Source organism: Shewanella sp. BJSY2023SW001 (assembly GCF_047314685.1).
Classification (GTDB): Bacteria; Pseudomonadota; Gammaproteobacteria; order Enterobacterales; family Shewanellaceae; genus Shewanella; species Shewanella indica.
The window spans coordinates 16,029-30,423 of the sequence record NZ_JBKORF010000011.1; the positions used below are offsets into that span (position 1 = coordinate 16,029).

The 14,395-nt window shown below is 55.2% G+C and carries 10 protein-coding genes and 1 riboswitch; of the genes, 8 read left to right on the top strand and 2 right to left on the bottom strand.

The genetic code is table 11. The features are described from left to right. Positions 1 to 7 precede the first annotated feature (7 nt). The 4 genes from ACMHXH_RS01820 to ACMHXH_RS01835 are packed head-to-tail and all read left to right on the top strand — an operon-like array spanning position 8 to position 6,731. Positions 8 to 1,123, top strand: a complete 1,116-nt coding sequence (locus ACMHXH_RS01820) for a hypothetical protein (protein WP_413737537.1) — start codon at positions 8 to 10, stop codon at positions 1,121 to 1,123. Position 1,124: 1 nt separating this feature from the next. Then, positions 1,125 to 2,858: a DNA polymerase Y family protein gene (locus ACMHXH_RS01825; RefSeq protein WP_335911706.1), complete on the top strand. Its 1,734-nt coding sequence runs from the start codon at positions 1,125 to 1,127 to the stop codon at positions 2,856 to 2,858. Next, positions 2,858 to 6,076 (top strand): error-prone DNA polymerase, encoded by a 3,219-nt coding sequence (locus tag ACMHXH_RS01830; protein WP_413737539.1) that lies wholly within the window; start codon positions 2,858 to 2,860, stop codon positions 6,074 to 6,076. Before ACMHXH_RS01825 ends, ACMHXH_RS01830 begins: the two co-directional genes overlap by 1 nt. A 28-nt stretch (positions 6,077 to 6,104) precedes the next feature. Next, positions 6,105 to 6,731, top strand: coding sequence for a tRNA-uridine aminocarboxypropyltransferase (locus ACMHXH_RS01835; protein WP_335911704.1), 627 nt, complete (start codon positions 6,105 to 6,107; stop codon positions 6,729 to 6,731). A gap of 74 nt (positions 6,732 to 6,805) precedes the next feature. Here ACMHXH_RS01835 and trhA read toward each other — a convergent pair whose 3' ends face one another. Further along, entirely contained in the window at positions 6,806 to 7,486 is a 681-nt protein-coding gene (trhA, locus tag ACMHXH_RS01840) for a PAQR family membrane homeostasis protein TrhA (RefSeq protein WP_234500593.1), read from the bottom strand. Positions 7,487 to 7,862: 376 nt separating this feature from the next. Next, a complete protein-coding gene (locus ACMHXH_RS01845; RefSeq protein WP_143078444.1) occupies positions 7,863 to 8,066 on the bottom strand; it encodes a hypothetical protein in 204 nt (67 codons plus the stop codon). Between the two features lie 24 nt (positions 8,067 to 8,090). Between ACMHXH_RS01845 and ACMHXH_RS01850 the strand changes: the two genes are divergently transcribed. From ACMHXH_RS01850 to thiS, 4 genes are all read left to right on the top strand, one after another. Further along, positions 8,091 to 9,020: a hypothetical protein gene (locus ACMHXH_RS01850; protein ID WP_335911703.1), complete on the top strand. Its 930-nt coding sequence runs from the start codon at positions 8,091 to 8,093 to the stop codon at positions 9,018 to 9,020. A 164-nt stretch (positions 9,021 to 9,184) separates the two neighbouring features. Then, positions 9,185 to 9,284: riboswitch (TPP riboswitch) on the top strand. Between the two features lie 228 nt (positions 9,285 to 9,512). Continuing rightward, entirely contained in the window at positions 9,513 to 11,615 is a 2,103-nt protein-coding gene (gene thiC, locus ACMHXH_RS01855; protein ID WP_335910627.1) for a phosphomethylpyrimidine synthase ThiC, read from the top strand. 1 nt (position 11,616) lies between these two features. Next, positions 11,617 to 14,205 (top strand): thiamine phosphate synthase, encoded by a 2,589-nt coding sequence (thiE, locus tag ACMHXH_RS01860; protein WP_335911702.1) that lies wholly within the window; start codon positions 11,617 to 11,619, stop codon positions 14,203 to 14,205. Then, the gene (gene thiS / locus ACMHXH_RS01865; RefSeq protein WP_039035260.1) at positions 14,195 to 14,395 is read left to right on the top strand and encodes a sulfur carrier protein ThiS; all 201 of its coding nucleotides are present in this window, start codon (positions 14,195 to 14,197) and stop codon (positions 14,393 to 14,395) included. The genes thiE and thiS overlap by 11 nt, the downstream gene beginning before the upstream one ends.

A 14,395-nucleotide genomic window follows, 5' to 3' on the forward strand; every position in this document is an offset into this window, starting at 1 on the left:
TCAGGCCTTGAACAGCCTGCTGGAGCGCCGGGATCTCTGGTTGGGGCCGGGCAGTCAGGGCAAAACATTGGGGTATCCCAGTGGTTTTGAAGCATTGGATGCGCAGCTCAGTGATGCAGGGTGGCCAAGGCAGGGTATTTGTGAACTCTTCAGCCAATCTCCTGGGCACGGGGAACTCAGCCTGTTGCTGCCTTTGATGCGTTATTTACTGCCGGCTCAGTGTGGCTCTTATTCCGAAAGAAATCATTCTGAAATAAATCATTCGACAACAAGTCAGTCCGCAAAAAATCAGTCCAAAAGAAATCAATTTAGAGGGGATGAGTCCAGAGATGCCATGATAATGCTGATAGCGCCGCCACTGCAGCCGCTGGCACAGAGTTTTGCCCAGCACGGTATTGCCGCCGAGCGTATTTTGTGGCTGGAGTTAACCCAGCGTAAAGAGGTGCTCTGGGCCATGGAGCAAGGGTTGAGCAGCGGCGCCTGTTCTTTGGTGCTGGCTTGGCTGGACAAGCTGACACTGAGTGAGGCCAGAAGGTTGCAACTTGCCGCAGAGCAGGGCAAGGCGCTGGGAATTTGCCAGTTGCCTATGGCTCAGGCCGATAGTAATCATCCTGTTACCCTAAAGCTGGCTATCAGCGCGGCTGGCGTTAATACCGCCAGGCTGCAAATTTTAAAGCGTCGCGGTGGTTGGCCCGTCCCTGAATTGCATCTGCGTGGCTTGCCGGCACTGGCGCTTGAACTGCCCCATGTCGAGCCGGGCGTGGTAACCCTGAGAAGCGGCAAGGCGGGTCTCAATCATAGTTTAAGTAACTCAACAGATTTAATTGAGCCAAACCATTCCGGCCGCAAGGCCAATGGCCCTGTGCTTCACGACTCTGGTTTACATGGCACTGGTCTTCACAACTCTGGTTTTCATAGCACTGTGCTTCATGGTCCTTGGGGGATGGCGCAGTCAAGGATTGCTGCATCCAATGAATGCGCGGCTAATCCCTGGACGGCACGGCAAGAGTCAAATAAACCCGCGGGGCTTTTCCCAAGCGCTAATCCGCAACCGGCCAATTCTCAAACGGCACAGAGCCAAGCCGCTCAAAGCTATACTGCTCAGAGTCAAGAGGCTATCTGAGATGCCCCAGGTATGGATGGGAGTCTGGTTTCCACAGCTATTGCTGCAATATCAGCGTTACCGCCTGGCTATGCTGGGCAATATGGCGGGCACTATTACCGGTTCTATGACCGGTACTATGACCGACACTGTGACAGGTACTATGACCGACACTATGACTGGAAGTATGACAGGCAGTGGTGCGGCTCAGGTTCAAATACGCGTTCAAACTCAGTTCCAAACCCAAAATCAGCCCAAAGCAGTGCCAACCGCTGCGGCGTCAGAGCCTTTTGATCCCCAAGTCCCCATGGCCTTGTATGACAGCCGGAAGCTGGTTATACATTCGGCCTGTCCCGCCGCTCAAGCAAAAGGCGTTACAGCTGGGATGAGTATCGGCAGCGCTCAGTCGCTGCTCGGAGAGTTGCAACTTTGGCCGCTGCAGGAGGTGGACAGCGAGGCGTTGCGGGATTGGTTATGTCAGTGGAGCTATGATTTCAGCGCCAGAGTCTGGCCGCCGTTGTTATCCGGGCTTACCGAACAAGCGGCTCAAAGTGCGGCCGATGCGCGCTGGCCTACAGATACCCTGTTGCTGGAAGTGGGGTCCATGGTCAAACTGTTTGGCAGTTTGAGCGCCATTGTCGAGGCTTATCTCAACAAAGTCGCCGACTATGGTCTGAAATGTTCATTGGTGCTGGCACACAGACCGCTGGATGCGGCGATATTGGCGCGGCATACTCACGTCGGCATCAGCGCGGTATCAGCTGCCTTCATGAGCACGCCCACAGCTGAAAAAGCCGGGCGCCTCAAGGTGCATCACGGCTTACCGCCGGATTTACCACTGGATTTGCTGCCATTGACCCAAGAGGAACGGCAGCGGCTCGGCGCGCTTGGGCTGACGACTCTAGCCATGCTTGATGCTTTACCCCTTGCCGAGTTGGGGCGGCGCTTTGGTCAAGGTTTGCTGCAGCTGCTGGCACAAATCCAGGGGCGTTTGCCCTGTTGCCGCAAGGGATATGAGTTACCCGAACAGTTTCAGGCCAGGTTGACCTTGCTGCATGATGTTGAGTGGGTTCAGGGATTGCTGTTTCCATTGCAAAAACTGCTGGGGGAATTGGCAACCTATTTGCGGATCAGGCAGTTGGCGGTGCAACAGTTGGAGCTGTGGCTGAAGTTTCGCGAGCCAGAGACCCCGGCGCTGCAACTGACACTCAACTATCCCTTCGGGGAATATCAACTGCAGGGACTATCTCAGCTCTGCCGCTTACAGCTGGAAGGATTGCAACTGCCGAGCCCGGTCGTCGATATTGAGCTGCGAGCCAAGCAGTTTGTGTCGCAGCAGCAGGGCAGTCGAGAGTTGACCGAGTCCAGAGAAGGGCAGCAGCAGGATGCCAATCAATTACTCGCCAGATTACAGGCCAGGTTAGGTAACCATAAGGTGCGCTCTTTGGTGTTGGCGGCCGATCCCATGCCTGAACTGGCCAGTACAGCGACTCCCCTGACTCGCTGGCCGCCACCGGCAAGGCCGCCCGTTCAGCCGTCGCTGGCGCTGCGGCCTCTTTGGCTGCTGCAAGAGCCGCAAGCCATTGCTCCTGAAGCCGTGGAGCTGCTTAGGGGGCCGGAAAGGTTACAGAGCCCCTGGCATTCAGGGCCTTTTCCCTGCCGGGATTATTTTCTTGCCCATCATAAGGAGAGCGGCGGTCTGTGTTGGCTGTTCCGCACCGCTAATGGGCTCTTTCTTCATGCTTGGTTCAGCTGATGTACGCCGAATTGCATGCTATTTCCAATTACAGCTTTTTGCGCGGGGCTTCCCACCCGGATGAGTTGGTGCAGCAGGCCGCCAAACTGGGCTATGAGGCCATCGCCATTACCGATGAGTGCTCTCTGGCGGGTGTGGTCAAGGCGCATGAGGCCGCCAAAAAAAGCGGTATCAAGCTGATTGTCGGCGCCGAATTCCACCTGCCGGAAGGCTGCCTGGTGCTGCTGGCAAGAAATCGCCGGGGCTATGGTCTTATCAGCACTCTGATAACTAAAGGGCGGCGCCGGGCCGATAAGGGCAAGTATCGGTTAAGCCTAGATGATTTTGCGGCCATTGACCGCGGCTGCTTTTGCCTGTGGCGGCCGCCATCTGTGAGCGAGTTGCTGGTGCAAGCCGACTTGCAAAGCACTGAGCACCAGAGTCTTGGTCAGCAGAATGTCGATCATCAGAACTCTAAAAACCAGGGAATAGGCAACCAAAGCCCAAGTCAGCAAACCCCTTGGCTGACGCAGCTGCAGCAGCGCAGTCTGGCACAGTTGAATACCCTGACGGCACGGGTTAAAGCCGCGTTTTCACTGCCGCTTTATCTCTTGATGGAGCGGCAACTGCAACCCGGAGAGGCCTGGTATCTCGAGGCCTGTGAGGCGCTGTCGAGTTGTTTTTCCCTCCCCTGTGTCGCCGCCGGTAATGTGCAGATGCATCTTGCCGAGCGGCAAAGGTTGCACGATGTACTCAGCTGTATCCGTCATGGCTGCGCCGTGCCCATGGCCGGCAAGCTGTTATCGGGTAATGCCGAGATGGCGCTTAAGCCGATAACTGCTATGGCCAGGCGTCACCCTCAAGCCTGGTTGGCAAGGAGTTGTGAGCTGGCGTCCCGGTGTCATTTCAGTCTGGATGAACTCAAGTATGAGTACCCGGCCGAGTTGGTGCCAAGCGGCCTAAGTGCCAGTGAATATCTGGCACAAGAGGTGGAAAAGGGCGCCCGCAGGCGTTTTGGCGAGGCGGTTCCACCTGAAGTGCAGACTCAGTATCGGCGCGAGCTCAAGCTGATTGCCGAGCTTAATTACGAATACTTTTTCCTGACTATTTATGATCTGGTCTGTTTTGCCGCCAGGCAAGGGATACTGCATCAGGGACGAGGTTCGGCCGCCAACTCTGTGGTCTGTTATTGCCTCGGGATCACCGAGGTGGATCCCACCAAGGTCAACATGCTGTTTGAGCGTTTTATTTCCAAGGAGCGCCATGAGCCGCCGGATATCGATGTCGATTTTGAACATGAACGCCGCGAAGAGGTGATCCAGTATATCTACCAAAAATATGGCCGTGAGCGTGCAGCCCTGGCCGCCAGTGTGATCACTTATCGTTTCAAGAGTGCCATGAAAGATGTTGGTAAGGCTCTGGGGCTCAGCGAGCAACGGCTGGATGAGCTGATAGGCGCTGTCGATCGCCGCGATCCGCAAGTGCCTTGGCAGCAGCAGTTGCAACAAGGCAAGCTGTTGCCACAACAAGGTTTGGGGCAGTGGCTGCTGCCGCTGGTGGAGACCCTGATGGGTTTTCCAAGGCACTTGTCGCAACATGTCGGCGGCTTTGTGATTTCGGCCGGGCCATTGGCCGAGCTGGTGCCGGTAGAGAATGCCGCCATGGCCAAGCGCACAGTGATCCAATGGGACAAGGATGATCTCGAGAGCCTGGGGCTGTTAAAGGTTGATGTGTTGGCGTTGGGAATGCTGACGGCGATCCGCAAATGTTTCGAGTTGATCTCCCGCCACATTCATCCCTTTGCCATGTCGGATATTCGTTGGGAAGATCCGGCTGTCTATCGTATGTTGCAGCAGGGCGACAGTATGGGGGTGTTTCAGGTGGAGTCACGAGCCCAGACCAGCATGCTGCCCAGGCTTAAACCCGCCTGTTATTACGATCTGGTGATACAGATAGCCATAGTGCGTCCGGGGCCAATTCAAGGAGACATGGTGCATCCCTTTCTGCGCCGCCGCGATAAAATCGAGTCGGTCACTTTTCCTTCGGCCGAGGTGGAAAATGTATTGTCACGCACTCTGGGGGTGCCCATTTTTCAGGAGCAGGTGATCCAATTGGCCATGGTCGCCGCCGGTTTCAGTGGCGGGGAAGCCGATCAGCTGCGCCGCGCCATGGCTAGTTGGAAACGCAGTGGCGAGCTGGAGCAATTTGAACACAAGCTGCTTCAGGGGATGACGGCCCGAGGCTACAGTGACACCTTTGCCAGGCAGATATTCAGCCAGATCCGCGGCTTCGGCGAATATGGTTTTCCCGAGTCTCATTCGGCCAGCTTTGCGCTCCTGGCCTATGTTTCGGCCTTTCTCAAACACTATTACCCGGTGGCGTTTTGCTGCGCCTTGCTCAACAGTCAACCCATGGGCTTTTACAGCCCGTCACAGCTTATTCAGGATCTTCGTCATCATGGCGGCCAGGTGTTGCCGGTTTGCATCAACCTCAGCCAGTGGCACAGCACACTGGAGCGACAAACCGATGGTTCCTTGGCACTGCGCCTCGGGTTCAGGTTGGTCAAGGGATTATCCGAGCACAGCGCCGCCAAGATAGTAGCGGGTCGGGGCGAGGGCTTTACTCACTTGTCGCAGTTGGCTGCTCTGGCACTGCCAAGGCGTGAGCAGGAGGCGCTGGCCAGCGCCAATGCCTTTGCTACCCTGGGGGGCGATCGCCATCAGATCAGGTGGCAGTTGGCCGCCCGTCAGCAGAGTTTGCCCTTGTTTGAGCTGCCGGACGAGGCCGATTTTCGCCTTGAAACCGCCTTGCCTGAGGTCACTGAAGTCGATGCCTTGCTGGCTGACTACGCCTGTACCGGGCTGACCCTGGGACGCCATCCTCTGGCACTGCTCAGAGAACAGGGGTTACTCGGCAAGTGTCACAGCGCCACCTCTTTGTGGCAGTGCCGTCATGGCCAGAATGTGACTGTGGCTGGGCTGGTGGTCGGCAGGCAAAGGCCTGGCACCGCCAGTGGAGTCACCTTTATCACCCTCGAAGATGAAACCGGTAATGTTAATCTGGTGGTATGGAGTGATACGGCCAGAGCCCAGAGACAGGCTTATTTGAGCGCCAGGATCCTCAAGGTGAGTGGGGTCGTGGAATTTTCGTCCGGCGTATTACATCTGCTGGCCGGTCGGCTGGAGGATATCTCGGGCAGTATGCACGCGCTGGTGGTACACTCGCGGGATTTCCATTAGCCGATAAGTCATTAAGCTGCTGTTGCCTGTGAAAATAATCCTGCTGACCCATGAAAGAGAGCTGAATCGAGCCAGTAATACAGCCACCCTGGCGCTTAATGCTTATCCGACTCTGTGTAAGCGGGTACTGTGGGCGCGTAAAGCCCCGGATGCTTGGTTAATGGAGCACTTGTCTTTGGGGCGAACCGCCTTACTCTATCCGCAAACCGAAGAAAGTACTTCCGAAGAAAGTATTTCGCGAACTCAAGCTGCAAATGAAAGCCCAAACGTAACTCCAGACCCAAGTTCAAAGCTAAACCCAAGCCCGGCTCAGGGCGCAACATTGCCTCAAGACGCTACTCAGGAAGCCGTTCAGAAAACTGCTCTGAAATTAGGGAAGCCGCTAAATTCGCTGGTCATACTCGATGCAACCTGGCAGGAGGCCGGCAAGATGTATCGCCAAAGCCCCTATCTGCAGTCGCTTGCCAGAGTCGAACTGCAAGCAGAGCAGGGCTCAGCGTTTCGGTTACGGCGCAATCAGCGCCAGGGCGGGTTATGTACCTTGGAATGTATTGCGGCTGTTTGGCAAGACTTGGGTGGAGGCTATAGTATCGCCGCTCGGAGGTTACTCAGTGAATTTAATCAATGGCAGGCTGAGATAAGAGCTCCGGCCTAGCTGCACTAGAGTTGGCACAGCAAGCCGGAAGCCGTCTCTCTAGGGCGGCGCTGAGTTAAGCCTATTCGCCTGCGTTAGATCACCGTCAGATAAACACACAGGAAATGGCAAACGGCGCCGCCCAATACAAATAGATGCCAGATGGCATGATTGAAAGGGATCGCCTTGGTGGCGTAGAAGATCACCCCCAAGCTATAGCTCAGGCCTCCGGCCAACAGCAAGTTGAACCCGGCAGTTGACAGGTTATCGATAAGCTCAGGCAACACGGCGACGCAGAGCCAGCCCATGGCCAAATACAATATCAGGCTCAGCGCCTTGAATCTGTGAATAAAGCAGCTCTTGAACACTATTCCCCCCAGTGCCAATAACCAGATGGCTACCAGTACCCATTCTTCCTGGGCATCGGCCAAAGTAATTAACATCAGCGGGGTATAGGTTCCGGCTATCAACAGATAGATGGCGCAGTGATCCAGCATCTTGAGGCGCCGTTTCCACTCTGGCTGAGGAATGCTGTGATACAGGGTCGAGCAGAGGAACAGCAGGATAATACTGCTGCCATAGATGGTTACACCTGTTAACTGAATGGTGTCCAGCGAATGCCAGCCCTTGAGTAACATCAGCACTAATCCCAGAATGCCGGCAATCACCCCCAAACCATGGCTGACGGCATTGGCTATCTCTTCATTCAGACTGTATCCAGCGGAAAACTGGCCATTGAACTGGGCTTCGGCTGCTGGGACTTTGCTGTTGGGCATGATTGACTCTCTGGTTCGACCTCATTGAAAGTGAGTCTAACAGCGCTATGGCACTCTGGCTAGATAAAAGTGTACAGCTGTTCGCTGAGATTGATTTGTTCTTTAAACCGTATCATCTGCATTTTTTGCAAACGTCTAATGCTGCACCTTAACAACTCGTTGCTCGGCTTCCAAGTCGCTTTTTACAGTTATTTTGTTCAGAGGATCCCGTCAGCCTTATTCGACAAAGGTTTTACCTGTTTTGTTTGAAGCCATCGATTTGAGTTTGTAGCGTAAATTGCTTTTCAAACAAGGGAATGAACTTTTTACCGAGGGTTTTCTCTAACACTGAGTTTACATTTGGCGAAAGATAAATCAGCGGCTTATGCCTCCACATTCAGATAAATTGATTGCCAGCCGAGACGAAAGCCCGGCGACAATGGCAAGCTTGAGCTTCAGCATTCCGGGTAGGGATGCTGCCTTTGAGCTTGATCTGGATGAAATCCTTAACACAGGTTCCTGCCAACCAAGCCATTTTCAAATACATTCGATTGACCCTTTCTTTGACCAATCGCTTTTTAGTCAACAGCTTGGGGTTCAACCCCAATGCCTGGCGCAAGTTGGCATGACTAAAAAAGCAGAGCAGGGGGATGCTGAGGCAAAGGGCAACGCCATCAGTAGTTGGACCGTGGCGGGAGCCGCGCACTTAGTGCTATTGCTGGGGTTATCCTGGTTTTGGCAGCAGGCCGAATGGCGAAGAGTGGTGACAGAGCCTGCCAAACCCAAGGCGTTGCAATCCTATCTTTATTTCAGTCAGCCCAGCCCCAAACCGTTAACGCCAGTGCCGGAAGCCTTGGCCGAAGAAGCAATAATCCAGTCCAAAGAAGCGATAGAGGTTAAAAAAGCTGACTCAAGCAAGCGTTCTGAGCCACCAAAGCAGGCCGCCGAAGAGCCGCTGCAAGAGACTGAACAAGTGGCTGTGCAAGAAACTGTTCAAGAAGCTGAGCAAAACCCTCGGAAAGACAGAGTTAAAAACCTGAATGAGCAAAGCGTCCCCAAGATTCGGGATCAAAGCGTTAAACCTATTGGTAGCGTCATTGAAGAAACGAAAAATGCAGCCGTACCTGCGCCAGAGCGAGCAAATGACTTTAAATCGCAGCCGGCAGAGCAAGCTCAGCTGGACTTCAGTTCAAACGCATTAAAGTCTGCCCGAAAAGTATTGCAACACTCGCAACAGCAGGCGCTGCAGCAGCTATCACAGCAATATGCGGATAAGGCTACGGGACGCAAGAGCCTCAGTGAAATGGATGGGGAGATGGAGGTGCTTTGGGTCAATGACGCCGATGATTTCAATAAAGTGGCCAGTCTGGATCTGCCGCTCGACCCTAACCGTATCGTCAAGGATGGTGATACCTGCTATCGGGTCGTCAAGGTGCCGACTCCGCTCAATCCCTACGCCGAAAACTTGGGGTTTCCATTTAAGTGCGGTCAGACAGAGATGGAAAAAGCACTCAAGGAGGCGGTGGCCAGCCGTCTAAAGCGGCTTGGTAAGTGAGTTTTGCAATCAATTTATTTGATTGGAAATAGATTGGTTTCCAGATTTTTGTAAATATTTGTATTAACTTCAAATGATTAACTTGTGATTTTAATGGATTAGATTCTGCGGCGCGTTTTGCTGTCGGGCTTGTTTCCCGCTTCCGCTTGTGCTTATACTCGGCAGTAATCTTGTCGGAGTGCCCTCTGGGCTGAGACCGTTTATTCGGGATCCGTTGAACCTGATCAGGCTAGCACCTGCGAAGGAAACAAGCATTCAGCTGCAGCATTACCGCAGCCACTGCGAGCAAAAATCTATGCCAAAGGCTTTAAAGAGCCGAGGCGATATCTGGCTTCTCCAGCGGACATTGAACTGACCTGAAACCACGAGGTCAGTCTGCCAACACCGCCGGAGGAAGACTCCAAATCAAGGAGTTTAACCAGTCAGCTTGCGCCGCTTATTATTCAACTCTCCTGACAAGCAATTTCATTTTCCAAAAGAGTGAGCTTGCTTATGTCAAATCGTCAATCCAATCGTCGTCAAACCCGAGAGGCCGCCCAGGCTTTTATCGATAACCTTAAACCCTTGCAGCATCCCAATTCACAGAAGCTGTTTGTTCAGGGCTCCCGGGCCGATATTCAGGTTGCCATGCGCCAAATCAGGCAGACAGACACCCGAATACCAACCCAAGATGGCAGCGCGCAATTTGAACCCAATCCCGTTGTACGTGTTTATGATTGTGCCGGCCCTTATTCAGATCCCAACGCGGCTATCAATGTGCGCCAGGGCCTGGATAAACTGCGCCAGGGCTGGATCTTAGAGCGTGATGATACGCAAGAGCTGACCGAGGTCAGTTCCAGTTTTACCCAGCAGCGACTGGCGGATGAAGGGCTGGATCATCTGAGATTCGACGCTTTGCCCAAACCGCGCCGGGCCAAGCCGGGTAAGCGAGTGACCCAATTGCATTACGCCCGCGCCGGCATTATCACTCCTGAAATGGAATATATCGCCATTCGTGAAAATATGGCCCGGGCCAACGAAGCGCTTGCCAAAGATCCGCAACTGGCCCGCAAAGCCAAAGGAGAAGCCTTTGGCGCTATAGTTGCCACGCCGATAACCCCTGAGTTCGTTCGCAGCGAAGTGGCCCGTGGCCGCGCCATTATTCCCGCCAACATCAACCATCCGGAAGCCGAGCCTATGATCATCGGCCGTAACTTTTTGGTGAAGGTCAACGCCAATATCGGTAATTCGGCGGTGACCTCTTCCATCGAGGAAGAGGTGGAAAAACTGGTGTGGGCCACCCGTTGGGGCGCCGATACGGTGATGGATCTGTCCACCGGCCGTTATATCCACGAAACCCGTGAATGGATAGTACGCAACTCGCCTGTGCCCATAGGTACCGTGCCCATCTATCAGGCGCTGGAAAAGGTCAACGGCATTGCCGAAGATCTCAGTTGGGAAGTGTTTCGCGACACCCTGATAGAGCAGGCCGAACAAGGAGTGGATTACTTCACCATTCATGCCGGGGTCTTGCTGCGCTATGTGCCCATGACGGCCAATCGGGTGACCGGCATGGTATCCCGCGGCGGCTCCATTATGGCCAAGTGGTGCCTGAGCCATCATAAGGAAAACTTTCTCTACAGCCATTTCCGCGACATCTGTGAGCTTTGCGCCGCCTATGATGTGTCACTGTCGCTCGGTGACGGCATGCGCCCCGGCTCGATTGCCGATGCCAACGACGAGGCTCAGTTTGCCGAGCTGGAAACCTTGGGTGAGCTGGTGAAAATCGCCTGGGAATACGATGTGCAGACCATAATCGAAGGGCCGGGCCATATTCCTATGCAGCTGATCAAGGAGAATATGGACAAGCAGCTTGAGTACTGTGATGAGGCGCCTTTCTACACCTTGGGGCCCCAGACCACGGATATTGCGCCCGGCTATGATCATTTCACCTCTGGCATAGGCGCGGCGATGATTGCCTGGTACGGCTGTGCCATGCTCTGTTATGTGACCCCCAAGGAGCATCTGGGCTTGCCTAACAAGGAAGACGTTAAACAAGGGCTTATTGCATACAAAATTGCGGCGCATGCCGCCGATGTCGCCAAAGGACATCCAGGTGCCCAGCTGCGCGACAATGCGTTGTCAAAGGCCAGATTCGAGTTTCGCTGGGAAGATCAATACAACCTGGGGTTGGATCCCGATACCGCCCGGGCGTTCCACGATGAATCCCTGCCTCAGGAGTCTGCCAAGGTGGCGCATTTTTGCTCCATGTGCGGCCCCAAGTTCTGCTCGATGAAAATCACCCAGGATGTACGCGACTATGCAGCGTCTCTGGCTGCATCCTTGTCTGCATCTCAGCTAGCTTCGGGGGATTCGTCAGGGCCAGACTCGGCAGAGCGCCAAACCGAGCCTGTGCAGGCAGAAGAATTGACGGCACAGCCGCTGGAAGTACTGGATGCCGAGGCAGGGATGGCGCGGATGTCGGCGCAGTTCAAGGCCGCTGGCAGCGCCCTGTATCAACCGGCAACAGTAGGCGAAAAGTCCGAGTCCAATCCCAATCCAAAGCCTAAGTCCAAGTCCAAGCCAGAGGCTACACGCTATGAAGAGGAAGCCTGAAATGGCGGCTGATAAAAGGCCGATAGTCTGGAGCATAGCCGGCTCAGACAGTGGCGGCGGCGCCGGTATCCAGGCCGATCTTGCCACCTTGAGTAATCTTGGCTGCCATGGCTGCTCTGTCATCACCACTTTGACCGCCCAAAGCAGTGTGGCAGTGACGCTAACCGAGGCGGTGAGCGAGGAGATGTTGCTGGCGCAGCTCAATGCTCTGCTCGGAGACTTACCGCCCAAGGCGATAAAAATCGGCTTGCTTGCCAATCAAGCGCAGCTGCAGCTGCTTTGTGACTGGTTGGCTCGGCACCTGCCTGATGTTCCTTTGGTGGTCGACCCTGTCATGGTGGCCAGTTGCGGCGATGCACTCTCTAAGAGTACTGCAACGGGCGCAGCGCGGCTCGATTACCGGCCGCTGGCGGTGCTCGCCACTGCGCTGACCCCCAATATTCACGAGCTGGCGTTGCTGAGTCGCAGCGATATTCATGACTTTCCTTCCTGGCAAGATGCGGCAACTTGCCTGGCAAACGAACTGCCTTGCCATCTCTTGGCCAAGGGCGGGGATTTCGAGGCGGGGATCGCGCGCGGTCTGGCAGAAGACTTATTGCTTTTTAAAGACTTGCCTCACAGCTCAGGGTTGCATCAACGGCAGGGGTTTGTGTTGGCGAGCCCAAGGCAAGCATCCAGCAACAACCATGGCAGCGGTTGCACGCTATCCAGTGCCATAGCGGCATTTTTGGCCCACGACTGGATCTTGCCCGATGCGCTAATTCTGGCCAAGGCCTATATCAATGGCGCTTTGGCGCAGAGTTATCGGGTAGGCAGTGGTCCCGGGCCCTTAGGTCGACCCGGGGCTTGTCTGGCCGCCGAGCTTATGCCTGTCATCTGGCCGCTGGAGGATTATCCCTGGGCCAACCCAGCCCAAGTGCTCGGCGCCCCCTGGCTTGCAGCGCCAACCTCTGCTGATGCTGTTAGTGCTAAAGGCGTTGGTGTTAAAGGCGTTAGTGCTGAAGGCTTTAAAACACTGCCCCATAATCTGGGTATCTACCCGGTCGTGGCCGATGTCGAATTGCTGGAAGCCTTACTCAAGGCAGGTTGCCGCACTATTCAATTGCGGCTCAAGGAGGAAGTGTTGCCCGGCTCGAGCGCCGAGCGGGCGATCATTCGCGCCATCGCGCTCGGGCGCCAATATCAGGCGCGGGTATTTATCAATGATCACTGGCAACTGGCCATTGCCCACGGCGCCTTTGGTGTGCATTTGGGCCAGGAGGATCTCAGCCAGGCATCCCTTGAGGCCATCCAAGGGGCGGGTATGGCGCTGGGGTTATCCAGTCATGGTTATTTCGAGGCGCTGCTTGCATTGCGCCACAGGCCCAGTTATCTGGCCCTCGGACATATCTTTGCCACCAAGACCAAAGTGATGCCGTCTCTGCCCCAGGGACTGACGCGCCTTGCTGCCTATAGCGAAACCTTCGGCTCCTTGCTGCCGACGGTCGCCATTGGCGGCATTGACGAGCATAACCTTGATGCCGTCAAACATACCGGTGTTGCCAATGTCGCCGTGGTGCGGGCCATTACCGAGGCCGCCGAGCCGGTAACGGCCTTCAGGCGCCTGACACAAAGCTGGATAGGGCGAGCAGCCGCTATTGCAAGTGGGATTAGCCATGCTCAACAAAATGGCGGGGGTCAGGAAGGTGCAGCTGAGCGGGACGGTACTGGAGTTCTGGGCCGTGCTGGGGTTCAGGACTGTGCTGGGGGTCAGGACTGTACCGGGCTGAGCGATCGCGACTTTATCCGTTACGGTAGCCAGTTGCTGCTGCCCAGAGTCTCAGAAGCGGGGCAGCTCGCCTTACAGGTAATGACGGTCGCCATAGTGGGGCTCGGAGGTCTTGGTCATCATCTGGCGCGCTCTTTGGCCGCCGCCGGAGTAGGGCGTCTCATTCTAATCGATCCCGATATTGTCGAGTTGGGTAATCTGCCGAGGCAACTGCTCTACAACGAGCAGGATATCGGCCGTTTGAAGGTCGACGTGGCCAAGGAAAAGCTGGGGCGCGATTATCCAAACTGCCTGATTGAGATTGAGCCCAAGCTATTTGGCCCCAAGAGCGCGGAGCTTATTCGTGAGGCGTCACTGGTATTGGATGCCAGCGATAATTTCCTTTGCCGTCATAACCTTAATCAAGCCTGTGTGAAGCTGGGCAAAGAGCTGATTGCGGCGGCGATCAGCGCCGATTCCGGCCTATTGTGTCATACCGCCCCTTGGCTTAACCCCGAGGCGGGCTGTTACGAATGCCTGTTCCCGCGAGACAGCACAGGCTCGGGGCGCTGCCGCGACATGGGGGTTCTGGGTCCTGCGGTGCAAACCCTGGCGGCGATGCAGTCGCTGGCCGCCATCAATACCCTGCTTGGAGAGCGCAGCACCCTGGGACGGCTCATCAGCCTGGATTGCCGAACGTTAACCGTACGTGAGGCTGCGCTTTGCGCCGACCCGGCATGTCTTTACTGTCAAACCCACACTCAGGCTGGACATAAAACACAAACCCAATTCATGAAAGGGCGCCCAGAGCTTAGCCGTGAGGAGAATTGCGATGCAAATTAAGATAAACAATCAAGTCAAAGAGTTGCCTGAGGCTATGACGCTGTTACAGCTGCTCGAGTGGTGTGAGATAGCGCCTGGCAGCGTGGCGCTGGTGCGTAATGGCGCCGTAGTGCCCAGATCTCAGTGGCCAGAGCTTGAATGTCAAAACGGAGACAGCCTCGAGCTGTTTTCCGCCGTTGCCGGAGGTTGA

Coding starts and splice junctions, on each gene's coding strand:
- ACMHXH_RS01830 (WP_413737539.1), top strand. CDS start 2,858: ATGTACGCCGAATTGCATGCTATTTCCAATTACAGCTTTTTGCGCGGG.
- thiC (WP_335910627.1), top strand. CDS start 9,513: ATGTCAAATCGTCAATCCAATCGTCGTCAAACCCGAGAGGCCGCCCAG.
- thiE (WP_335911702.1), top strand. CDS start 11,617: ATGGCGGCTGATAAAAGGCCGATAGTCTGGAGCATAGCCGGCTCAGAC.
- trhA (WP_234500593.1), bottom strand. CDS start 7,486: ATGCCCAACAGCAAAGTCCCAGCAGCCGAAGCCCAGTTCAATGGCCAG.
- thiS (WP_039035260.1), top strand. CDS start 14,195: ATGCAAATTAAGATAAACAATCAAGTCAAAGAGTTGCCTGAGGCTATG.
- ACMHXH_RS01850 (WP_335911703.1), top strand. CDS start 8,091: ATGACTAAAAAAGCAGAGCAGGGGGATGCTGAGGCAAAGGGCAACGCC.
- ACMHXH_RS01825 (WP_335911706.1), top strand. CDS start 1,125: ATGCCCCAGGTATGGATGGGAGTCTGGTTTCCACAGCTATTGCTGCAA.